Here is a 23,306-nt window from a genome sequence, read left to right on the forward strand (position 1 = left end):
ACATGTCACCAAAGCAAGCGATTAAAAAAATTCTCGTGATCGGTTCCGGTCCGATTATCATTGGTCAGGCCGCTGAATTTGATTATTCGGGCACACAAGCCAGTCTGGCTTTAAAAGAGTCCGGCTATGAAGTCGTGTTGATCAATTCGAATCCGGCCACGATCATGACAGATCCTAAGACGGCCGATCATGTTTACATCGAACCACTTACCTTGCCGGCTGTGAAGGATGTCGTTCGTAAAGAAATGCCGCAGGCAATTTTAGCGACTTTAGGCGGCCAGACAGCTTTGAATCTGGCTAAAGATCTAGCCGAAGACGGTATTTTAGATGAGCTGGGCATTGAGATGCTTGGGACAAAATTAGCTGCGATTGAGCAGGCTGAGGATCGAGAGAAGTTCAAAAACTTAATGGCACAGTTGGGCGAACCAACACCGCCTTCACAGATCGCGAGAAATTTGTCTCAGGCATTGGCTTTTGCTGATAGACAGGGCTATCCCTTAATCATCCGGCCAGCCTATACGCTAGGCGGCAGCGGTGGTGGGATTGCCAATAACGAAACTGAATTGCGGCAGATTGCCGCTCATGGTTTGGCCAAATCGCCTGTCACAGAGATTCTCGTTGAAGCCTCGATTAGCGGTTATAAGGAGATCGAATTTGAAGTCTTGCGTGATGCTGATGATCAGTGTTTGGTTGTTGCGTCCATGGAAAATTTTGATCCGGTCGGCATCCACACAGGTGATTCGATTGTCTTTTCTCCAGTGCAGACGCTGTCGGATCACGATTATCAGTCTCTGCGGGATGCAGCCTTTAAAATTATTCGGGCGCTGAAAATTCAGGGTGGTGCCAACGTTCAGCTGGCTTTGGATCCGCATAGCCAGTCTTATGACATCATTGAAGTCAATCCGCGTGTTTCCCGATCATCAGCTTTGGCCTCTAAAGCGACCGGTTATCCGATTGCAAAATTAGCTGCCAAACTAGCGGTCGGCTGGACTTTAGACCAGCTCCTTAACCCGGTTACCGGTCAGACCAAAGCGGCTTTTGAACCGGCGCTTGACTATGTCGTAGCTAAAATCCCGCGCTGGCCTTTTGATAAATTCACAACGGCCGACCGGCAATTAGGTACGCAGATGAAAGCCACCGGTGAAGTGATGGCAATTGGCCGCAACATCGAGACAGCTTTAATGAAAGCGATACGGTCCTTGGAAATTGGTGCTTTGGCTTTAGATGAGGTCCGTTTTCCAGATGAGACAAGTAACCAGTTATTAGCACGGCTCTTACCGGCAAGTGACCAGCGTTTATTCCAATTGGCCGAATTACTGCGCCGTGGTGTTGATGAAAAAACACTGCATGACAAGACCGGTATCGACAGCTTTTTCATCGAAAAAATTGCCCATTTGGTGCAGCTGGAGCAAACATTAAAGTCTCATCCTTTTGATGCAGATCTGTTAAAAAAAGCTAAAGAAACGGGTTTCCCTGACGCTGCGATTGCCCGTTATTGGCAGTCTTCAGCTGCAAAAATCCGTCAATTTCGGACTGGCCTAGATCTGCTGCCTACTTATAAAATGGTCGATACAGCAGCCGGCGAGTTCCAAGCACAGACACCTTATTATTATGCAGTTTACGAGCAGGAAAACGAATCTGCCCCTCTTCGCAATAGTGTGGTCGTCTTAGGATCCGGCCCGATCTGTATTGGCCAAGGGGTCGAATTTGATTATGCGACCGTTCAAGCTGTGCAGGCCATTCAAGCAGCTGGCTATAAAGCGATTGTGATCAATTCTAATCCAGAGACCGTTTCGACTGATTTTTCGATGTCTGACAAACTTTATTTCGAGCCTGTGACTTTAGAGGACGTCTTAAATGTCGTCGACCTAGAAAAACCGCTTGGCGTGATCGTCCAATTCGGTGGTCAGACTGCGATTAATTTAGCCGCACCTTTACAAAATGCTGGCGTGAAATTGTTGGGCAGCAGTCTGCAAACTATTCAGCAGGCTGAAGATCGAAAGGCCTTTTCCAAACTGGTCACGGATTTAAAACTGGCTGAACCGACTGGCCAGACTGTTTATAGTGCCCAACAAGCGCAAGCGGCCGCTGAACAAATTGGTTATCCGGTGCTGCTGCGTCCTTCTTATGTCCTGGGCGGCAGTGCCATGATTATTGCTCACGACGATCAGGAACTGGCCGATTATTTGTCAACGGCTGTTCTATCCTTGCAGCACCCATTGCTGATTGACGCTTATCTAGTCGGCCGTGAGGCAGAAGTTGACGTCTTAAGCGACGGCGAAACGGTTGTCGTGCCCGGCATTATGGAACAAGTCGAAGGTGCTGGCGTCCATTCTGGCGATTCGATATCACTCTATCCTTGCCAGAATCTCAGTCCGGCTGTTCAAGCACAAATGCTGCAAGCAGCTATCAAATTGGCTCACGGGCTGGGGACGGTTGGCCTCATGAATGTCCAATTCGTTGTGAAAGATGAACAGGTCTATATCATCGAAGCTAATCCAAGAGCGTCTCGAACCGTGCCTTTTATCTCAAAAGCGACGGCAACTCCTCTGGCTGATTTGGCGACTCAAGTCATTTTGGGCCGTAAGTTAAAAGATCTCGGTTTTCACACAGGATTGCTGCCAGTCGGGCCCTTAGTCTACGCCAAAGCACCTGTCTTTTCTTTTAGTAAACTGTCGGGTGTCGATGCCTTATTGGGACCAGAGATGAAGTCCACGGGTGAAGTTATGGGCGTGGCCGATACTGTGAACGGCGCATTAGACAAAGCTTTTGTGGCTGCGGGATACCCGTTATTGAGGCAGGGATCGTCAGTCTTATTAGTCGGTCAGACATTAAATCAGGACTTTTTGTCTCTAGTTGAAGACCTGACGAAATTGGGCTTGGCAGTCTGGGCCGACGCTAAAAGCTGTGAGTTTTTGCAGGCACATCATTTGTTAGTCGAACACTGGGATAACACGAAAAACAGTCTGTCAGCTTGTGGGATTAAACTGCTGTTAAGCTCGAAATCACAATCCGCCGCCATGAAAGATCTGCGTCACCAAGCAGTTGAACAAGCCGCGATTGTTATGACCTCATTTAAAACGGCGCAAGCCTATGTCTCCGTTTTAAAAACTCAGCAGCCACAGCCTAATGAGATGGTTGTTTACGAACAAGCAGCTGATAGAGAGGCGGTCGCACATGAGTGATTTAGTCGATCAAGCTTCGCAAAAACAGGCAGCGTTATTATTAGAAGCGCTGCCTTATATGCAGAAATATGCTGGTCGGACAATTGTCGTGAAATACGGCGGGAATGCAATGACGGACGACCAGCTGAAATTGTCGGTCATGCGCGACCTGTCTCTACTGCAGACTGTCGGCATCAAAATTGTACTTGTCCACGGCGGCGGCCCAGCGATTAATCGCGCTATGGAACAAGCCAACAGGGAAACGCATTTTATTGACGGCTTGAGATACACAGACGAAGCGGATTTACAGTTGATTAATGCTGTTCTATCTGGCGAAGTGAATAAAAGCCTGGTGGCCGGCCTGATTAAATCTGGTGCCAAGGCTGTCGGCTTTTCTGGCGTCGATGGCAGTTTGATTCAAGCCAAACAGCGTTCGGCCAAATTGGGTTATGTCGGGGATGTCATGAAAATCAATCCTGATCTGCTGACTTTGACTTTGGATCAGGGCTACATGCCTGTGATTGCTAGTATTGGTGTTGACAGTGACGGTCAGCTATACAATATCAACGCCGATACGGCTGCCGCTGAAATCGCCGCTGCACTAGGAGCACAATCCTTTGTTTTGATGACAAACGTCCGTGGTATTTTGCAAGACCCGACAGATCCAGATTCGTTGTATCGCGAACTGGCTGTGCCAGAATTACAGGCATTGATTGCTTCAGAAACGATCCAAGGCGGCATGATTCCCAAACTCAAAGCAATCATCCAAGCCATGCGCGCCGGTTTACATCAAGCTGTAATTTTGGATGGCCGTGTACCACATGCACTCTTGCTGGAACTTTTTTCTGATCGCGGTTATGGCAGCTTAATTAGTGATTAATGGTCAGCTTGTCTAGACCGTTGTCATCTTAGCTGACAATCTGAGCAGAAGCAGACACCAAGACCTTTATATTATTAACTTATGGATAAAGCAAATACTGTATTTCTAATTATCTCGAGTGTTTTGGTATTGTTTATGACACCGGGTCTGGCCTTCTTCTACGCGGGCCTCGGATCAAAAAAGAATGTCGTCAATACACTGACGTCCGTCTTTATTATGTGCGGTTTAGCCGTCTTATTATGGGTCGTCTTTGGTTACTCAATGTCCTTTATCGGCGATTTCTCCGGTATTGTCGGCGGCTTGCAGGGCTTTCTCTTACATGGCGTAAAACTGACAGCTCTGACTGCGACAAAAATTCCGACCAGTATCTATCTGATTTTTCAGATGATGTTTGCAGTGATTACACCCGCCCTGTTCGTTGGTGCGGTGGTCGGCCGCCTGCGTTTTAAGTTCTTGTTAGCTTTTACGACATTATGGTCAATTTTCATTTATTACCCCTTGGTCCATATGGTTTGGGCAAACGGCTTTCTGGCCAAACTCGGCGTGATTGATTTTGCTGGTGGGACGGTTGTTCATATCAATGCGGGCATTACAGCGCTAGTTTTGGCCTATGCTTTGGGCCAGCGCGACAGTTTCCGCAAGAATTTACAGGAAAAACACTATAACCTGTCCTGGGCTTTGCTGGGTACGACCGTCTTATGGATCGGCTGGTACGGTTTTAATGCCGGCTCTGCTTTAGGGGTTGATCAAATTGCAGTGCAGGCTTTTCTGACAACAACGGTTGCGACGGCTAGTTCAATGATGGCTTGGACGCTAATAGAAATGTCTTTGAAGGGCAAAGTATCGCTATCTGGTATCTGCAATGGGACTTTATGCGGTCTGGTCGGTATCACGCCGGCGACAGGTTATGTCACAGTGGCTGGTTCATTTTGGATCGGACTCGTCGCTGCGGCGGCCAGTTACTTCTTTGTCAACAAAATCAAGCAGCGTATTGGTTTGGATGACGCTTTAGACGCTTTTGGCTGTCATGGGGTCTGCGGGATCATTGGCAGTATTATGACTGGTTTATTTGCTAGCAAAGCTGTTAATCCATCGATTGCGTCGAACGGCTTGTTCTACGGCGGCGGCTTTAAACTCTTTGGCCTGCAGTTGTTTGGCACCTTCTTTACGATTGTCTTTGTGAGTGTCTTGAGCTTTGTCATCATCAGAGTTCTGAAACTCTTCATGAAGATGCGCGTTGATAGTGCTGAAGAAAAAGCCGGGCTTGATCAAGGCGAACATGGTGAAGTAGCTGACGAAAGTATTTCGGCCGTGACGATCACCGAATAAAAAACTGCCCTCAGGCAGTTTTTTAATTAATTGTTTTTTTACAAAAATTTTGTCATATAATGGCAGCAAGCAATTTAAAATATTTTAATTAATTTACCATATATGATAATGATGATGATGACGAGTTGCTTGTGGGAGGCCTCATGGCAAAAAAGAGTAAACAACAAAAATCTGGGTTAACCGCGCTATTCAAATATGCGGAAATCAAAAAATCTTTATTAATGACTGGCCTGATATTTTCCGTCCTTAGTGCCGCTTTGTCCTTGGTCTTTCCCTTATTCATTGCGAATTTGATTGATAGTTTCAGAAAACATTTTTCGCTTCCGCTTGTGTTGGCCGTAATTGTGACGCTGCTGTTTTCCACCTTGTTCAGTGTCTTGAACAGTTACACGATGGGCAAAGCCAGTCAGACTTTTATTGCCTCGATTCGGAAAAAAGCATCAGCTCGCTTGATGAATATCCCGATCAAATTCTTTACGGATAAACAATCCGGCGAAATTTCTAACCATATTGCCAACGACACCCAATCGATTGATCTCTTAATTCGCCAGAACATCTCTTCCTTTATTAGCGGTGTGATTTTGGTAATTGGCTCGATTGTAATCTTGTTTCTGATTAATTGGTCTTTGACGCTGATTGTCCTGCTGGCTCTGATTGCCGTGTTTTTAATTCTTTCACCAATTAGCAACATTCAAAATAAGACTTCGGCCAGTCTGCAAAACGAACTGGGCCATTTCTCCAGCCGCTTGAATCAAGTTGCATCTGAAATTCGCATGATTAAAAGTTTCAATGGCCAAGAATCGCAAAAAGAAAAGCTGAATGACAGTGTCGACCGTCTGTACCGTTTTAATATGAAGGTTCTAAAAATCAATTCATTACTGGACCCAATCGAGTACACGATCCTCTTTTCCAGCATTTTCTTTGTCCTGATTATCGGCGGCCTGATGGTCTCTTCAAGCGGCATGACGATCGGTGCTTTAGTTTCCTTCTTTATCTATTTCTTGCAAATCATGACTCCAATTAGCATCATCGCTCAGACGATTAATCAGTTTCAATCAGCCAATGGTGCTTCTAAATGGCTGGTCGCTCTGCTGCAAACAGGTGAAGAGACCGACAATCAGCAACTGGTTCCGGCAGGTACTTTTGCTTCGCCCTTAGTCTTTGACCAAGTCTCTTTCGCCTATAATCCGAAAGCTGATGTTTTGTCAAACCTAAATTTCAAAATTCCAGCTGGCAGCGTGACGGCTTTCGTCGGGCCTTCAGGCGGCGGCAAATCGACAATCATTTCGCTAATCGAAAAGTTCTATCTGCCCAGCAAGGGGGAATGTCCATGGCTGGAAAAAATATCCAAAATTTCGGCCTGCATTATTGGCGTGATCATGTTGCCTATGTGCCCCAGCAGGGTTCAGTGCTTGTTGGGACGCTGCGTGATAATCTGACGATTGGATTAAAAAAAGAAGTTTCTGACGAACAAATTAATCAAGCTTTGAAAGATGCTTCGGCTTTTGATTTCGTTGAAAAACTTCCTAAAAAATTAGACACTGATTTATCTGAGCGCGGTGCCAATCTTTCTGGCGGCCAGCTGCAGCGGATTATGATTGCCCGGGCCTTTTTAAAACAAGCTGATATTTATATTTTTGATGAAGCAACAGCCAGCTTGGACAGCCAATCTGAATTCTTCATCCAGCAAGCCATTGATAAGATCAAAGCCAAGGCCACGATTATTATGATCGCTCATCGGTTGGCAACTGTTAAAAATGCCGACCAGATTCTCTTTTTGGATCACGGTCAAATTACCGGCGAAGGTACACATGATGAGCTGTATAAAACCCACCCGCTTTACCGTAAATATGTTCAAGAACAGCTGCTCAAACAGGGTTGAAGTTATTCATTGGTTTGATCTCCCGTATTCATGGATGCACATTGTTTTTTAAACTTACCAGACACAGCCACAATGTGAATACGGCAACTAAAAATAAAATCAAAAAGTTAATTTCTAGCCCCTGTCGTGTTCCTAAGAGTACATTGCCTCGTTGTGCCTGCATAAAAGAAATGATCGATGATGAAATTGCGATTCCCACTGCGGCTGAATAGGATTGTGCCGTCATGTAAATTGCGTTGCCATCGTTTCTTAGATGAACTGCTAGCTGAGATAGGCTAAAGGTCATGATGTTGCTGTAGCTCAGACTGAGCCCTACCATAAAGAACATATAGATGACAATCAATCGGCTAATGTCTGGCGTAATCAGCACGGCATACAAGAAGGTCAGTCCAATGACTACACAGCCACTAATAATGGGTAAACGAGGTGTGGCCTTATCGTAAATCATACCGGCAGCGACCGATAGCAGGGCATCAATCACAGCCGCGGGAGCCACTAGAATGCCGGCCAAGCTGGGAGACTGATGGAAAAGTATTTGCAGAACATTGGGAATTAAGTAGGACATGCTAAGAGAACTGAATTGCAAAAGAAAAAAGGCACTGAGCAGTCTTACAAACTGTTTATTTTTAAAAAGACTTAATGCCAACAATTGATTGCTTTTATTTTTCTCGCTATGAAGGAAAATCATGCCGCTTAGGCAGGCTACGCCCAGCAAAGGCAGATTCCATTTCACAGAACTGCTATTGGCAGTTAAGTTGACCACAAACATCAAAGCAGTTGTCAGAAAAATTGCTAAGAAAAAGCCGCCGCGCGCATCAAAAGCAACATGACGGACTGGTGTAGTCTGTTTAATGCTAAGCTCGCCAACCACCCAAGCAGCAATAATAAAAGGTACCAAAATAATAAATAGAAAATGCCAATTCAATGTGTCCTGTATGATGCCGCCATAGATAGGCCCTACTGCTGGTGCAAAAGCAATCACAAGACTACCTATTCCCATAAATGTGCCCACTTTTTTCTGTGCCACTTGATTTAATATGGTGACGAACATTAAAGGCAAAGCGATGCCATCAGCGATTCCCTGACATAAACGACCAAGTAAAACCCATTGAAAGCTGTTGGCATAGCCTGCAATCAAGGTACCTGCTAAAAAGCTTAAGCAGGAAACTCTAAATAAGGTAATCACGCGAAAGCGTTTTAAAAAGAATGAACCAAATGGAATTAAGCTCGTTGATACTAGCATGTATCCAGTGGTCAACCATTGAATTTGGCTGATGGGAATAGCAAAAATCTTTGTTCATTGTGGAAAGGTGATGTTTAAAGCCGTTTCGACAACTATGCCTAAAAAGCTCAAAAAGCCAATCGAAATAATCGAGCCCAATAATCTTATGTTTTTCCCTCGATACAAAAAGCTGCCCCCTGGATGTGAGTTTTCTCGTTGTTTTCAGAAACATCTATGAACTATTGAAACTTCAAAAGCAGCTCTAAGTTTTGGGCTGTTTATGATTTTAATGACAATGCTTATTATGACTTAAATAAATTTTCAACGTCAGCCTTACTAATTCAAAATCGCAAACGGGCCACTAGGGCATATCTAATTGGTCTTTTTGATTGCGTGTTTTAATAGAAAAAAGTTGAAACGGCATTAGAAAAATGTTTCCTAGCTAATGCAGCAGACCGTTGGTAATAATATTTGGATTGCACTGGCACGGTGTATCGGGATTATGCTGGTGGCCTACATTTTTGCAGTGCGTGCTTACCAGCGGAAAACGGCTTAATATTTTTATGGTTTAATTTGTCATTGATATGGACAAAATCTTCTTATTTGAGGGCTGAATCGTCACAATGACGCTTTTCCACCATAAATGGTCAAATTGGAGGAACTTTCTAATTGACGCCGGTCCAAAATCGGCCCAGCTGCTTTGATTAAATTTCTAACAGCGGGCAATTTCAATGAATCATTATGGGCGGCTTCATTCTCCCAAACTTCATAAACATATACAGCATCAGGCTCATGTGGATCCATTCCGACAATATAACAAAAACAATTGCCAACTGGTTCTAATTCTTTCGATGCTTTTAATAAAAGTTTTAGCAGTTGATCACCGTTTCCCTTGGTGACCTGTAATTTACTAAACTTACAAAAATTTGTTCATCATAATGGGATGCCTCCTTTTTGTTCGTAGTGTAGACTTTGCCGCCAGGTTATTCAATGATGATGTTGCCAAATTTTATAACAAAACTCGGTGTCGCAACTGTCTTCTCAGTAGCTATTTGGCATCAAAGCAAGGATAATAGTTAATATGCCTGAATTACCAGACAATTGTTATACCTTTTCCGTTGCAGAACTCGCTGAGATTAAAGAGACTTATCAATTACTGTTAGCTGATAAGCAGCATATAATAGACAGTTTAAAAAACGAGAGAGACATTTCCGATGGAATCTGGTTGTTCTATTAGTTTCCTTTGTTCTCAGCCTCAGTCTTTGTTGGCTGACCATTCGTTTGTTGGGCTTTGTTTTCGGCATGCTGGCTCAAGGCATGGATTTAAGATCGATCTCCTCAACACTTGCTAGGTATCCCACCACAATTTTAATCATCATGAGCGGTCCGCTGGTGATGTTGCTGGTGATCATTGAATTTGTTTGGATCAAACACAAGAAGGATTTGGACCGATACCTGTTCAACCAATTCCCAACTTCTGCTGTCCGCTATAATCACACTCCTTATCTCAAACCTTTTCATATCCAACAAATGATTAAATTACCTGACCACTTGATTGTCTGGCCAGTAGCTAAAGAACGGTCTATTATTCCAACGTCTGACCATGTCTCTTGTTGGATTATTAGAAAAGCCGACCAGCCAACTATCTATGACAAGTTATCTACGACTTACTACAATAATCTATTAAAGAATCCGAAAGCTAGTCGCTGGGCCGATTACTGGCTAATCGATGGCACAAAGAAAGACGATTAATTAACTCGAAATATTGAAGAGCTATGAGACCCACTGCTATCAGCAGTGGGTTTTTGTGAGATTATAGGGTAGTTGTATATAAAGGGTATTATCTTTAATTTCAACTGTATTGATAGATTCAGCTGGCAGAACGACTGGCTGCATAGGTTGTGAACTCCTTAGTTGCAGAAAACCAAAAAATGAAATACAATGATGTAGTACGATGGTAAACATTTGGAGGCGAAATACAATGAGTACAAGCGTGATTAAAAATAAAACAGTTTCAACACGTGTGACTTTGGATATTGATCAAAGAGCCAAAAGCAATTTGGCCAAGCAGGGCCTCACTATTTCTGAGTATATTCGTTTATCTTTAGTTAAAGCGGCCAACAATGAAGTTCGTTTAGTCAGCTTTTTAGATTCCCCTGAAGCCTTAGAAGCAAAAAGAGAAGCTGAAACAGGACAAGTCAAAACGATTGGTTCCTTAGATGATTTCGATCACTGGGTTGATCAGTTAGATGCAAATTAAACAAACACCGTCATTTGAACGCCAACTAAAAAAATTAGCCAAGAAACATTTTCCTGTTTCAGTCTTAAAGGCTTGTTTAAAGGCTCTGGCCGAACAAGATCAGGCGATCTTAAAACGGATTAAGGATCACGCTTTAAAAGGAAAATGGCGGGGTTATCGCGAATTCCACCCTGCTAGGTATGGCAGCTATGGTCAAATTTACGATAGCTGGATTGTGATCTATCAGCTAAACGACGAAGAATTAGTTCTGTTATTAGTTGCAACTGGTTCCCATGAAATCTTAGATCAATGAAATCAATACGCAGGATGATCCCTATGTTACTGTCGACCAGTATACAGGTAACTTCCACGGTTAAAAGAAAGATTGAAATTAAAAGCCTCTCCATGATGTTCTCATGGCAGAGGCTTTTTTATATGTACCATCATTAAGAGGATAATAAATTTAATTCTAAGAAAAGGAGATAATCCGTGTTGCAAAACAATAACCAAAAAGCCGGTCAAGTTTTCCGTCGACTACGTAAAGATCATGGTTATTCAGCAAAAACAGTTACGGCCAATATTATGTCAGTTTCTCTGTTACGCAAATTTGAAGAGGGTAGTTGTGATATTGTCTCAACAAAATTGTTAGCCTTGTTACGGCGTTTACATATCAGCTATAACGAGTTCGCGTTTCTATTACAAGGACAACAAGAAGATGAATACACGGCTTTTTTAACCGAACTGTCTGATCACTATTACAAAAATGATTTCAAAAAACTGGAAACGATGTACCACTGCCAAGCTCAAAATTATCAACTGACTCAAGATCCATTTTATCTAGTGACTCAAGCCACGGCCGCTGTCTTGATTCAAGACTTAGAGCCATCTTTTGTGATTGATCATGCACTGGCCGATCACTTAAACAACTATCTTCTAGCCACGAATGATTGGGACAGCTTTCAGATTGCGACTTTAGGCAATTGCCTACCTATTATCAATTCCAAGATGATCATGCTGATCCTTCGTGAATTAGATGAAAAGGTTCACACTTTTGAAAAGGTCGCCGATAATTATGAACGCTACCTGTCTCTGTTGGCAAATACGATTGAAACTCTCATGAATCGTCGCTTGATTGACCAGGCCAAAAGCGTCTTGCATCACATGCAGCAATTAGCCATTCCGGAAACAATGTCACAAGCTAGGATCAAGACGACCTTCTTGGCCAACCTATTAGAAAACAACAGACAACAAGGTATCGATAAAAATCAGCATCTCTTAGAACTGCTCAGATTGTCTGGGCCCACTTTAGCTCAAAGCTACGAAGATTACATGACCAGTTTTTTGCAGCAATCCAGCTAAAAGTCACCATATCTTGTTACTTTGTTTCACAGTCCAAAACAACAGGTATACTAATGACAAATTATGGAGCGTTAATATGAATCAGATCTACTTCAAATTTGAAATGAACAAACTCTGGCAGCGAAAAACGACTTGGCTGTTTTCATTGACTTTAATTCTTTGTCTGTTTGTTGGCTTTGGTGGACAGTTCTACTTGCAAAGACAATTTGTCAGGCGGTACACAGCTCGATTGCAACAACATATCAAACGCAGCAAGCAACAAGAAAAAGTGGGCATCACTAGCCGTCGCTTCATGAACCCTTTTCAAACAGAAAAGCAGGCCTTAAAACAGCCGACGCGTTATTTTCGCGATTACTATCGTTTCTTGCAGCGAGCCAGAACCGCTGCCGACTCAAGCAAAGGTGACTTGTTCAGCCCGCTCATGGTGGGCTTTGACAGTTCTGGCAGTTCCGGTTTCGATCCTATGACGATTCAAGCCACTTACGACCAGCTCACGTTAATCAAACAACAGCATCTGCCAGCTATGTTTCCCACGCGCTTATTACTCAACGAAAATAGTCGTGCCAGCTATCAGGGCGACCTGACCAACTGGTCGGCTGATGCTGCCCTCTATGGGGCTCACTTTTATACTTATGGCTGGTATTTTCTCTGGTCGCTAGTGACTAACAATTATGTATCTTTTCTCTTATTTGTTGTGTTAGCCTTGTTGGCTTGCGCTTTTGTCAGCAGGGAATTGACTAAAAGCCACCCAGCTTATCAGCTGCTTTGGACTCAAGGAATTAAGCCGGGCAATTTTAAAGGAGTAAATACGTCCTGTTGTTAGCTTACTTTTTACTGAGTTGTTTGTTAGCTGTCGATGTCTTGTTGCTGGTGACTCTCTTAACTGGGCATTTAGGCAGCCTGGCCTATCCGGTTTTTCATTGGCAAACAGACGGTAGTTATGACTTTCGTCCTTTATCAAGTATGCTTGCTGCTGGTGGCTTGGTCTTCATCTTGGCTGCGGCTTTTGTTTTGGCTGTCAGTTTTTTCTTCTCAATTCTGATTAAAGAGTTTTGGGGTGCAAGCATCGCCACGATCTTTGTGATTGTTAGTGGAGCCTTCGTTAAGCAATTGTGGTTTTTGCCTGTCGGCTATTTGAATATCGGCCAGACAGTCGATGGCTATCCTTTTTTAAATCACTTCTCAAACAGCCTCTGGCTGCCTGCCGGTGTCCTGCTGAGTGATACCTTGCTGATAGCCCTAGCCGGCTGGTCCTTATTAAAATGGAAAAGAGGTCTCTAAGATGATTTTAGACATCCAACAACTTTCACTGTCCTTTAAGAAAAAAAGTATTTTTAAGCAAACGGCATTAAGCATTTCCCAGCCGGGTATCTATGGTTTGGTAGCACCTAACGGTTCTGGAAAAACCACGCTTTTAAATCTGATTGCTAATCTATTAGTCCCTGATGCAGGTTCGATTAGTTTGTTTGACAAGTCAGATAACCAGCAGCGTTTCTTTCAATCGGCGAGCTTTTTACAAGACAACACGGTCCTCTATGATTATCTGACGGCTTATGATCATTTAAAACTGATTTGCCAGCTGCGTCAGATTCCTGTAGCTCAGATTGCTAAAATTGCCCAGCTGTTAGACGTGGCTGACTACCTGACTCATAAAAAAGTTTCGGCCTATTCTTTAGGCATGAAACAACGCCTGCTCCTAGCCATGGCCTTGATTGCCGATACGCCGCTGGTCTTATTAGATGAACCGTTAAATGGGCTGGATCCAACTAGTCTGCAAATTATTAGAAAGACCTTGTTAGCTATGAAAGAACATGGCAAAACGCTGTTGATCTCTTCTCATAACTTAGATGAGCTGGATAAAGTCACTCACAAAATCTTTTTTATCAAGAATCAACAAATCTTTTATAAAGAGCTCTCGAGTAACGAATCCTCTGAAGCCGTCTATGAGAAGCTCTACATGAGTCAGCCATGAGAAACTTAATTGCTTTTGAATATTTAAAGACCCGCAAAAGCCTCAGCCGTTTAATTCCTTTAGGCTTCTTTTTGCTTCTGCCAATCGCGACCTTCTTTTATCAAACACAGCAGGTAACTCTTTATCACCGTTCCATGTCCGGACAGATCCAAACGACGCATGCCGCTATTAGCAATAGCTATTTAGCCGCCAGTGTGCAGCTAAAGAAGACAAGCAAGGGCTCACAAACTTACATAGGACTATCCAGACAGATGACTCAGCTGTCCCATTTAGGCCATTTAGCTAGCAAAGTTTCCAATGTTTTTGATAGCCAGCAAGGCCAGCAATTTTTAAGGGATACTCTGGCCTTACATCGACAGATGATTCAGTATACGACTGAACATCCTGAAGCTGATCTAGGTTTTTTCATTAGTGATCAGGAACTAGCACGGTATGCCTATCTATCTCGTTATCATCTGGCTCTAGAACAGCCGACTGTTTCAGCGGTTTTTCCTAATTTTCTCGTGATCTTAGCGAGTTATTTTTTTTCGCCTCTTGGAGTTTTCGCCACGGTCTTGGTCATTGCTATTGGTTTTTTAATTGACACGAAATCTCCGACTTATCGCTTGCTCTATACTAATTCACCTGATAGTGGTCGTTGGGTTCGTGCTTTTCAAGGCTATTTTGTCGGGCAGTACCTCATGGGAATGATCGTTTCGTTTGTTATTGCTATTGGGCTCTCACTATGTTTTGCAACGCCCTATCTACGAGGCGGCGATTATTCCTGGACACGGACTGTCTTTTTAGGCATGCAGCTGCCTCGGATCAGTTCGCGCTTTTTCTTACAATTAATAAACGGTTCCTTAGTTATTTTCTTTGCCTTGGCTCTCTTTCAAATCGTTGTTTTAGTCAATAAAAAAGAGCTCACGGCTCTGATCAGTTTTATTGTTTTACTGGTAATGGGTGAACTAACAGCCTTTTTCGGTCACAGTTCTTTTAATCCTCTGAACGCCTTGGCTTGGCCTGTGCAGATTGTGCAAGGCAGTCCGGTCACAGAGCACCCGCTTAGCCTCTTATTCTTGGTGCTTTTTACTGTTTGCCTGCTATGGCTGGCTGGTCGATTGCGGAATCGCGCATAAAAATATCAAGGTTATTCGTGAAGGGTTAATTTAAAAAGGCCGTTAGCGTATGACACATCAATAAAAAATACCTCATAAGTCTAAACAATTATGAAGTATTGAACATTTGAAACTTTTTATCAAGCAATTAGAAATTCACTGGTATAGAAGGCGATATATCTTTTAGTTGTTGCGTCATATTGATATGACGTCCCTGTTGAATAATTGCAACTATAATATCCTTGGTAGCGCGCTACCCAGACAATCTGCCCAGCGATTGAGATGGGGGAATTTTTGAACGTTAATTTCACTTGAGTTAATCTAGGTGGATTAAGATCTGTGGCTGCGTATGCAATATTATTATTTAACAAATTTATATTTGTCAAAAAACTGGAAGACAAAAATAGAGCAGACGTTGTGATTAATAAAAGTAAAAATCTAAAACTGTTTCTTTTCAACATAATCGATCTTCTCTTTAGACACCGGTTACGGAACCAATGCCTTGCTTTATTTATAAAATCTCTTCTGATGATTAAAAATAATTGACAAGATATTGTTTTTATGAAGCTACTAAACGTGGCCTGATACAGTCAATAGATAGATTCAATCGGATTTTGTACCGCAATGATCAATGGGTTGATTCATAGTTTTAAACCAACAGAATCTTTAGAAACAGTTAAAACATTCAGTTAGCCACTTGTCATTATTTCTCAGAGGGTCTATCTTAAAAGGCGAACATACGTTCGCCTTTTTGTTTCATGACTAGCGGCGTATGTTCATCATTCGTTTTTGAAAAGAGGATTTTTTATTATGGTAGATCAAATGGTTTTAGCCACGCAACAGTGGCTCAACAAGACTTATGGATCCGTCGCCAACTATACGCCCGTGACCGAAAACGGTCAGACAGGTTGGCAGACAATTTACGGCCTGATCCAAGGCCTGCAACACGAACTAGGCATTAGCCTACAAGCTGGCTTGCCGGCTTTTGGCCAAGCCACAGCCGCTGCTTTTGATGCGCAAGTGGTCCCTCGGTTAAAAAATGGCTATCAAAGTTCCTTTGTTTATTTGATTCAAGGTGCCTTTTGGGCTAAAGGAATTAATCCTGGCGAGTTTAATGGCGTCTATTCATCTGAGACGCAAGCGGCCATTATCACGCTTCAAACAGAAGCCGGCTTTACTAATCCGGATGGCGTCTTGACGGCACTCTGGGCCAAAGCTTTGTTTGACATGTCAGCTTTTGTGCTACTGGCTAATGGTGATGCCAAAATTCGCAGCATGCAACAATACTGAAATCTGCACTATAGCGAGCAAACAGGTATTTTACCAGCTGATGGTATCTACCAACGTGATACGAATACCGCCTTAATCTATGGCGTTCAAGTCGAATTAGGTCTGGCCGCGATTGCTAACGGCGTTTGGGGACCGGCCACACGTTCGGCTTATGCGACGGCTTATGCTAATGGACTCAGTGCGAGCCTGATTCGCCTTGTTCAGTTTGCTTTGTATGTCAATATGGCCCAATACATCACGGCTAATCAGTTGTCGACAGTTCCTTTTAATGGCCAGTTGGATACAACTACTCAGTCCTTGCTCTTTGCCTTTCAGCAGTTTATGCATCTCACACCCGTCACTGACGAGCAGCCTGATCCTGTGACGATGTATTCACTGATGGTCTCTAGCGGCAGTCCAAGCCGCAACTTCTGGGGGATTGATACTTCGATTCAATTAACACCGGCCATGATTCAAGCCTTGGTGAATTGGGAGGTCACTTATGTGGGGCGTTATTTGACTGGGTCGGTGGGCAGTGGCGCTTCACAAAGGCCGAAGAATCTCACGCGTTCTGAAGCTCAGGCCATTTTGAAGGCTAATTTGCATTTAATCCCGATTTATCAAGACAATAATCCCACGGCGGCTTATTTCACCAGACGGCAAGGACAAAAAGATGCCCGAGCAGCCATGGCTGCTGCGACAGAACTGGGGTTGCCAACGAACACCACGATTTATTTTGCCATTGATATGGATATGACTGATGATGAGATCACGGCTTATGCTGTCCCTTACTTTAACGGGATCACGTCTATTTTTAATAATGGTGAAGGTGCTAACTATTATGTGCCGGGAGTTTATGGGACGCGTAATGTTAGCACGCGTTTAGCACTCGAATCTGGATCTGTTTCTAGTTATGTCTCTAATATGTCGACAGGCTATTCTGGCAATCTCGGTTTTTCTCAGCCTTTAAATTGGGCCTTTGATTAATTCGCCGAAGATGATTCGGGTGCCAGCGGTGTGCCGGCGATTGATTATGTCAATGTCTCTCACGAAGATGAAGGTGTCCTAGCTTTAGACGCGCCCGTCAAATTAAGTTGGATCTTTGATACAGAGTTTACGCCTTTAAGATCAGCTTACCTTGGTGGTTCTTTGACTTGGAACGAACCAGAAATAACCTTGTACGATAATAAACTGTTAAAGCTCACGGCTCAATTAACGACTAGCGTGAGTTCAGGACCAGCTCAGTCGCAATTTAATATTTCAGCTGGTCAGTTAGAAAACGGTTTTGAGGCTTCACTATCTAATGTCTTCGGTTCTGACGTTTCTGCTAAACTTAGTGATCGGCTTGGAGATATTGCGGCTGGGATTGATACAGGGCTTTTAAAAATATCATGGCCTGGTTCAGGAACTGGAGTTGGCCTTTCTATTACTTTGATTAACAACAAAAGTGAAATTAATGGTGTGGAAACCAGTTCAGCCATTATACTAAAGGCAAGTATTCATTTGGTACCCCTTAGCCAGCAAGAAGCATCCAACGAATATCAAGAAGGAAATCAAAATATAGCACGTTTTGGACAGATGTCACCTCAAGAACAACGAGGTCTGGCAACGTTGCTTGTTTTTGGTTTAGCAGCAGCTGCTGTAGTGGTGACCGATGGCACTGGTTATCCGCTCATTCTAGCATTATTGGACTCTTTACTAGGCTAAAAATAGCGACTTGATATGACTGAAAATCCAGACAATTTTTATACCTTTTCTGCTGCAGAACTGACTGAGACAAAAGCGGACTATAGTCAATTGTTAGCCGACAAGCATATGCATAATCGACAGTTTAAAAAGCGAGACCGCTTCTTTTCAGGAGCATTAATTGTGGGGGTTATTGCCATTCTGCTCGATCTGCCTGACTCCTGGATAGCCCTGCAGGTCATGTGGTCAGTTTTAAAGCTCCTAATCAAAGGGATGGATCTGTCTCCTTTATCCGTGTCTATCCGGCGTATCGGGTTAGCTACTTTTATTTATGGCATGTGTTCGCCCCTGATAGTGGTCTTGATTGTGGCCATCATGGCTCTATTGAAACGCTTAAAGCATTTCGATCAGTTTTTGTTGGCTCGTTTCCCCACCAAAACTAGCCACTTTGATTCAATGCCTGCGGCTAACAGCGCATTAGATGATTTAAAGATCCGACAAATGATCAAATTACCTAGCTACTTGATTGTCTGGCTGGCAGCTAAAGAAGCTCATACCATCGCTTCTTGCTGGATCATTAGAAAAGCCGACCAGCCAGGTCTCTATGAAAAACTGCCTACGACTTATTACAATCATCTGCTTAAGAATCCTAGAACTCGTCGTTGGGCTGATTACTGGCTAATCGATGGGACGCAGAAAGACGATTAATTAACTTCAAGTATTGAAGAGCTATCGGACCCACTGCTATCAGCAGTGGGTTTTTGTTAGACTAAAGGGGCAGCCGTTAATAGCTGCACCCTTTTCAAAAACGAAGGATGGAAGACCTGTTGAAAGACAGGTCTTTTTTGCTGTGCTGACAATGGCCAAACTTATGCCTGTGTGGCTGTTTCTTTAATATCCAGCATTTAATCTTTAATCCCACTGTTGGATTTTTTTAACTAAGTTTAATTGTGATACTGTTTCAAAGGTTAAAGAAAAAGCACTGCTCTAGTAGCGCTTTTTTCTTAATTAATTGCGCAGCCTGGATTGGCCGTTTGGGCTCACAAGATAAATGCCGACTGTCCCACTGCCACCGTTAGCTGCCAGTGATTTAGAAGCCACGACGACTTGATAATCACCATTCGCAGCCGCACTGCCTTCATAGACAAAGTCACTTTTATCTATACCTTGTGCTTGTAAAAGCTGTCTTTGCAGGTCCGCAACTTCTTGGGCATTATGCACACGAATCGTCCGGTCTGGCTTATCTGTTGGGGCATTGGGTGCCACTTTTTTATATCGATCGAATTTAGCGGCATCTGCAGGTACCTGATTTTCTGGCCGGACTTGGCCGTTGGCATAAACCAGATAATTCCCAGTCTGATTCAAGTTATCAGCCGTATTCGGAGCTGATACAGAGCATTCATAAATCCCATCTGTATAAGCCAAATAGCTGTAGGTCAGAGCAGGATTATTAATAGCAGTTCTTAAAGCCTGCAGTGCTTGGTCAGAATTGCTAACCGTCTTGGCGCTGGCTTGACTAGATGAGGTACTGCTTGATGAAGAGGACTCTGAAGAACCGGCACTGGCCTCGGCTTTTGATTGGCTGCGGCTAGATTTAGACCTTTGAGAAACAAGATCAGTGGGTGACTGGTTGTTTTTGCGGTTGGTGAACTGAAAAAACAACAAGACTAGGATTAATAGGGCAATGACGCTTGTTGTTGCGATGATAAGCTTTCTTTTCATGTATGCTCCCTTATTGGTTACGAAAGCATTTTATCATAGGATATTTTTTGATCCGTTTTATCACGCGACGACGCTGCATGCCTATCCAAAATATTTATTTCGGCTGCTGGATTTTTTCGTAAACACGACCATCATCGGTACGCTTGAAGAAAGCAAAATCGACCAAGTCCCGCCGTACAGAAACATAATCTGGGAAACTAATAACCCTTTGGATCTGAGCATTGATGTCTGTCTCACTGAGTTCGCCAGCAGGAATTTTGTCTGCGATATAAGCTAGGACTTCGGTCAAACGATTCCTTTTCTTCGGCAGCATAAAAATCAAGTCGTCATTCATGTAGTTTTTAACAATTGTTTCGCTATTATTCATCTTTAATCTTTCGTGGGGATAGTAGATATATCTCAGTTGCCATAAATCATAAGTCGGTCTTTCACCATCTAATTTCTAATCTGCAACTGGCCGTTAGCCAACTCCAAAACCTGGTCATAATCCTCGTACCAAGCTTGTGGTACCTGGTGTTCAACGTCAATCAAGGTCATTGGCAATTGCATCATACTTTCATGCAGTAATTTCGCAGTTGCCGCATCGAGAGACCCCAGACCCTCGTCAACAATCAGCCAGTTGCGTTTGTGAAGCAGAGCCCTAGCCATTTCAACTCGCCGTCGTTGTCCGCCGGATAATTTGTCTCCTTTGGGCCCGATCACAAAATCCAGGCCGCGCTGTTCTAATATAGAAGCTAATTGGCTCTCGAGCAAGGACTTTTCAATTTCTGCATCTGTAAAATCCTGAAAAAGGGTTAAATTATCGCGTAAACTGAGATCAAATAAGTTAGCATCCTGTTGCACATAGGCAAATTGGCTGGTATCAACAGTTAACCCGGCCTGATCGTTAACTAAGACTTGGCCTTGACTCGGTGTTAGTTCACCCATCAATGTCTTTAAAAGAGTTGTCTTGCCGGCGCCGGATTCACCGATCAGTAAAATTTTCTGGCCAGCTGTCACGGCTAAATTAAGATGGGCAAAAATCGACCGCTGATTCTGCTTGATTGTTACATCCTGCAGGCTGAGTTTGGTCATTTGTGGCAGCGAAGGCTGTGCTGATAGTGTTGGATCAGATTCATTAGTTGTTTGCTGGATTAAATGCTCGATGATTGGCTCAGTTGATTTAATCTGGTTATAGTAGCTAAAGTAGCTAATCGCATTCATTAAAGGCGAGGTGATACTGCCGGCAGCCATAAAAGCGGCTAATAAACTACCGACTGACAGCTGGCCATTTAACACGAGCAGGCCGCCTAGGAATACCGGCAGCAGATTGGCAAAAATCATGAATAAGTCCGCGCAGATATTAACTGAAACGCGATCAAAATTATAGTGATAATAATATTTTTCTGTGCGGTCCACCAAAGTCTTGATAAATCTCAAAAAAGCTTTCTCGGCTTGATAGCTGACAATGGTTTCAGCACCATGAACGGCATCGGTGACCTGTTCAGTCGTCTGCTGATTGGATTGAGACCATCTTTTGGTGTTGCTTTGTAATTTTTTGGCAAACAGTTTTGGCACAAACAAGGGCAGCAGTGATGTCAGCACAAACACAGCACCAACCTGCCAATTCAAATAGAAAACATAGCTACTGGCAGCTAAAAACAGAAAAATGCAGTTGACCAGATTAATTGAAGCTGAGACAGCGCCATTTTCAATTTGTTTAACATCATTTAACAGAAAGGAAATTTCAGAGGCTGCACTTTCTTTCATCTGACCCACGGGGCTTTGGTAAAAATGAGTCAGCAGAGCCAGCTTGGTTTTCGTGTTGGTCTGCCAGATTGTGCGGTACATATATTTTTGCCAGAAGAAACCAACTAGCTCGACAAAATACTGGCCTAAAAGCCCTCACAAAACAGCGAGTATTAACAAGTGCAACGATCGTTTGAACAAACCGTCTGTCAGCATGCGCGTCATCTGTGGCATCACGAAAGCATCAACACTGATCAGCAGTGCAAAAATTATCGAAAGAAAGTAATCCTTTTTATTCACAAATCTTTTCAGAAAAACAATCATGCCATTTTTAGTAATTGTTTGATCGCGAGCCGTTGTTCAGATTTTTCCTTTAATAAAGTATACGACTGCCATAAAAATAGTTGCTCCCAGATTTAAAAAATGACAGATTTCTGTCATTTTTTAATTTGTGATCTATAAACTGGACCCAATTTTTTAATAATTAATCTGCTTCGACATAGGCGGCTTGTTCTTTCCAGGCGGCTGTTAGTGTCTGGCCTAGTTCTTGGATGCCGCGTTCGATATTGGCAATTGATTCACCTGTGAAGTTGATGCGAGCGCCGTTTTGAATTGTGCCGGAAGGGAATAGATTCGTAGAAGGTGTGAAACGCACGCCTGTCTGCGGAACCAGTTGTTTGTCTAAAAAGTCTGCCATATTAAAGTCTTCGGGCATTGTCAGCCAGACGAAGAAGCCGCCTTCAGGTTTGGTGTAGCGCGCTTGACTAGGCAGATACTTAGCCATCGCATCGAGCATGGCATTTTTCTTCTCACGGTAGTTATCGCAAACGATCTGAATATGTTTTTGCAAGTCGTTTTCATCCAAATAAGCATTCAGAATCGACATCATCAAATTGCTGGATTCGATATCGGCACCACTTTTCAAAGCCAGAATATCGCGATACAGATTGTCGTCAGCTGTCAGCCAGCCCATACGCAAGCCCGGTGCAATAATTTTAGAGAAACTGCTGACGTAAATCACACGACTTTGTGTGTCCAGCGATTTCACCGTTGGCAGATTTTCACCATCGTAACGCAAATCACGATAGGTGCCGTCTTCTAGAATAATCACATCGTAACGGTTGGCTAAATCGATCAAACGCTGCCGTTTCTCCAGAGACATAACCACGCCAGTCGGATTCTGGAAATCAGGGACGGTGTAAATCATTTTCACAGCATGTTCTTTTAGTACTGCTTCCAGATTATCCATGTCCATGCCATCTTCTGCCATTGGTATCTCATAGAAGGTCGGTTCGTAAGCCTGAAAAGCAGCTAAAGCACCAATGTAAGTCGGGCCTTCGACAACTAGGCCGTCATCCTTGTTCAACATAAGACGGGCTGTTAAATCAATTGCCTGCTGAGCGCCTTGTGTCAGCATGATATGATCAGTATCTGTATGAATGCCGTCTTTTTGGGCCATCTTGTCAGCCAATTTCTGCCTTAAAGCTGGTAATCCAGCAGCTGTATTGTATTGCAATAATTTATCTTGGCCTTGTGAAAAGACATGCTGCGTTGCGCGGTCCAAAGCGTCTTTTGGAAAAAGGGCGGGATCAGGATAACCGGCTGAGAAGATGATTTGATTAGGCTGCGCCGGCGCAAAGAGTTTGTCCAAGCCGCTATGTGATGTTCTTTCGATTCTGCTTGCTAATTGATCCATGTGATTCACCTCAAAATTTTTAAAAGTAACCGGCTATTTGGGTCTTGTACTTTTCCTCTCT

At 43.3% G+C, this 23,306-nt stretch carries 20 protein-coding genes and 3 pseudogenes; 16 read left to right on the forward strand and 7 right to left on the reverse strand.

Annotated features, from left to right (window positions below):
• The first annotated feature begins 2 nt into the window (after positions 1 to 2).
• The 4 genes and pseudogenes from carB (at position 3) to OKIT_RS03120 (ending at position 7,255) form a co-directional block, all read left to right on the forward strand.
• On the forward strand, positions 3 to 3,185 hold the full coding sequence (carB, locus tag OKIT_RS03105; RefSeq protein WP_007745233.1) for a carbamoyl-phosphate synthase large subunit: 3,183 nt from the start codon (positions 3 to 5) through the stop codon (positions 3,183 to 3,185).
• On the forward strand, positions 3,178 to 4,044 hold the full coding sequence (argB, locus tag OKIT_RS03110) for an acetylglutamate kinase (protein ID WP_007745234.1): 867 nt from the start codon (positions 3,178 to 3,180) through the stop codon (positions 4,042 to 4,044). The genes carB and argB overlap by 8 nt, the downstream gene beginning before the upstream one ends.
• Before the next feature lie 81 nt (positions 4,045 to 4,125).
• Entirely contained in the window at positions 4,126 to 5,373 is a 1,248-nt protein-coding gene (locus OKIT_RS03115) for an ammonium transporter (protein ID WP_007745235.1), read from the forward strand.
• 221 nt (positions 5,374 to 5,594) lie between these two features.
• Positions 5,595 to 7,255, forward strand: a pseudogene (locus tag OKIT_RS03120) (ABC transporter ATP-binding protein).
• A 28-nt stretch (positions 7,256 to 7,283) separates the two neighbouring features.
• On the opposite strand, the gene OKIT_RS03130 reads toward OKIT_RS03120, so the two are convergent.
• Positions 7,284 to 8,546 (reverse strand): MFS transporter, encoded by a 1,263-nt coding sequence (locus OKIT_RS03130; RefSeq protein WP_338417517.1) that lies wholly within the window; start codon positions 8,544 to 8,546, stop codon positions 7,284 to 7,286.
• 549 nt (positions 8,547 to 9,095) lie between these two features.
• Positions 9,096 to 9,374: pseudogene (locus OKIT_RS03135) on the reverse strand (putative quinol monooxygenase); the annotation flags it as partial.
• A 387-nt stretch (positions 9,375 to 9,761) separates the two neighbouring features.
• Between OKIT_RS03135 and OKIT_RS03140 the strand changes: the two are divergent.
• From OKIT_RS03140 to OKIT_RS03195, 12 genes are all read left to right on the forward strand, one after another.
• Positions 9,762 to 10,229, forward strand: coding sequence for a hypothetical protein (locus tag OKIT_RS03140; protein ID WP_148127731.1), 468 nt, complete (start codon positions 9,762 to 9,764; stop codon positions 10,227 to 10,229).
• A gap of 229 nt (positions 10,230 to 10,458) precedes the next feature.
• Complete coding sequence (locus OKIT_RS03145; protein ID WP_007745251.1) at positions 10,459 to 10,737, forward strand: type II toxin-antitoxin system RelB/DinJ family antitoxin; 279 nt, start codon at positions 10,459 to 10,461, stop codon at positions 10,735 to 10,737.
• A complete protein-coding gene (locus tag OKIT_RS03150) occupies positions 10,727 to 11,029 on the forward strand; it encodes a type II toxin-antitoxin system YafQ family toxin (protein WP_007745252.1) in 303 nt (100 codons plus the stop codon). The genes OKIT_RS03145 and OKIT_RS03150 overlap by 11 nt, the downstream gene beginning before the upstream one ends.
• Before the next feature lie 179 nt (positions 11,030 to 11,208).
• On the forward strand, positions 11,209 to 12,075 hold the full coding sequence (locus OKIT_RS03155) for an Rgg family transcriptional regulator (RefSeq protein WP_148126045.1): 867 nt from the start codon (positions 11,209 to 11,211) through the stop codon (positions 12,073 to 12,075).
• A 76-nt stretch (positions 12,076 to 12,151) separates the two neighbouring features.
• Positions 12,152 to 12,898, forward strand: a complete 747-nt coding sequence (locus OKIT_RS03160; RefSeq protein ID WP_007745255.1) for a hypothetical protein — start codon at positions 12,152 to 12,154, stop codon at positions 12,896 to 12,898.
• A 20-nt stretch (positions 12,899 to 12,918) separates the two neighbouring features.
• Complete coding sequence (locus OKIT_RS03165; RefSeq protein ID WP_148126046.1) at positions 12,919 to 13,356, forward strand: hypothetical protein; 438 nt, start codon at positions 12,919 to 12,921, stop codon at positions 13,354 to 13,356.
• A 1-nt stretch (position 13,357) separates the two neighbouring features.
• Complete coding sequence (locus tag OKIT_RS03170; protein WP_007745260.1) at positions 13,358 to 14,047, forward strand: ABC transporter ATP-binding protein; 690 nt, start codon at positions 13,358 to 13,360, stop codon at positions 14,045 to 14,047.
• Positions 14,044 to 15,165 carry an ABC transporter permease gene (locus OKIT_RS03175; RefSeq protein ID WP_007745264.1) on the forward strand — a complete coding sequence of 374 codons (1,122 nt, stop codon included), beginning with the start codon at positions 14,044 to 14,046 and terminating at the stop codon, positions 15,163 to 15,165. The genes OKIT_RS03170 and OKIT_RS03175 overlap by 4 nt, the downstream gene beginning before the upstream one ends.
• Before the next feature lie 789 nt (positions 15,166 to 15,954).
• Complete coding sequence (locus tag OKIT_RS03185; protein WP_007745266.1) at positions 15,955 to 16,434, forward strand: peptidoglycan-binding protein; 480 nt, start codon at positions 15,955 to 15,957, stop codon at positions 16,432 to 16,434.
• Positions 16,435 to 16,656: 222 nt separating this feature from the next.
• The gene (locus OKIT_RS03190) at positions 16,657 to 17,400 is read left to right on the forward strand and encodes a glycoside hydrolase domain-containing protein (RefSeq protein ID WP_007745268.1); all 744 of its coding nucleotides are present in this window, start codon (positions 16,657 to 16,659) and stop codon (positions 17,398 to 17,400) included.
• A 30-nt stretch (positions 17,401 to 17,430) separates the two neighbouring features.
• Complete coding sequence (locus OKIT_RS09365; protein WP_007745270.1) at positions 17,431 to 18,120, forward strand: hypothetical protein; 690 nt, start codon at positions 17,431 to 17,433, stop codon at positions 18,118 to 18,120.
• Positions 18,121 to 18,135: 15 nt separating this feature from the next.
• Positions 18,136 to 18,807, forward strand: a complete 672-nt coding sequence (locus OKIT_RS03195; protein WP_007745271.1) for a hypothetical protein — start codon at positions 18,136 to 18,138, stop codon at positions 18,805 to 18,807.
• Positions 18,808 to 19,107: 300 nt separating this feature from the next.
• Here the strand turns inward: OKIT_RS03195 and OKIT_RS03200 are convergent, their stop codons facing one another.
• From OKIT_RS03200 to OKIT_RS03215, 5 genes and pseudogenes are all read right to left on the reverse strand, one after another.
• A complete protein-coding gene (locus OKIT_RS03200) occupies positions 19,108 to 19,821 on the reverse strand; it encodes a hypothetical protein (protein WP_007745272.1) in 714 nt (237 codons plus the stop codon).
• A 94-nt stretch (positions 19,822 to 19,915) separates the two neighbouring features.
• Entirely contained in the window at positions 19,916 to 20,188 is a 273-nt protein-coding gene (locus OKIT_RS03205) for a DUF2087 domain-containing protein (RefSeq protein ID WP_007745273.1), read from the reverse strand.
• Positions 20,189 to 20,256: 68 nt separating this feature from the next.
• A complete protein-coding gene (locus OKIT_RS09795) occupies positions 20,257 to 21,054 on the reverse strand; it encodes an ATP-binding cassette domain-containing protein (RefSeq protein WP_338417537.1) in 798 nt (265 codons plus the stop codon).
• Positions 21,046 to 21,678, reverse strand: a pseudogene (locus tag OKIT_RS09800) (ABC transporter transmembrane domain-containing protein); the annotation flags it as partial. The pseudogene OKIT_RS09800 and the gene OKIT_RS09795, both read right to left, overlap by 9 nt.
• Before the next feature lie 355 nt (positions 21,679 to 22,033).
• Positions 22,034 to 23,245, reverse strand: coding sequence for an aminotransferase-like domain-containing protein (locus tag OKIT_RS03215; RefSeq protein ID WP_007745278.1), 1,212 nt, complete (start codon positions 23,243 to 23,245; stop codon positions 22,034 to 22,036).
• Between the last annotated feature and the right edge of the window lie 61 nt (positions 23,246 to 23,306).

The sequence above is a fragment of the Oenococcus kitaharae DSM 17330 genome (assembly GCF_000241055.1).
In the GTDB taxonomy this organism is placed as follows: Bacteria; Bacillota; Bacilli; order Lactobacillales; family Lactobacillaceae; genus Oenococcus; species Oenococcus kitaharae.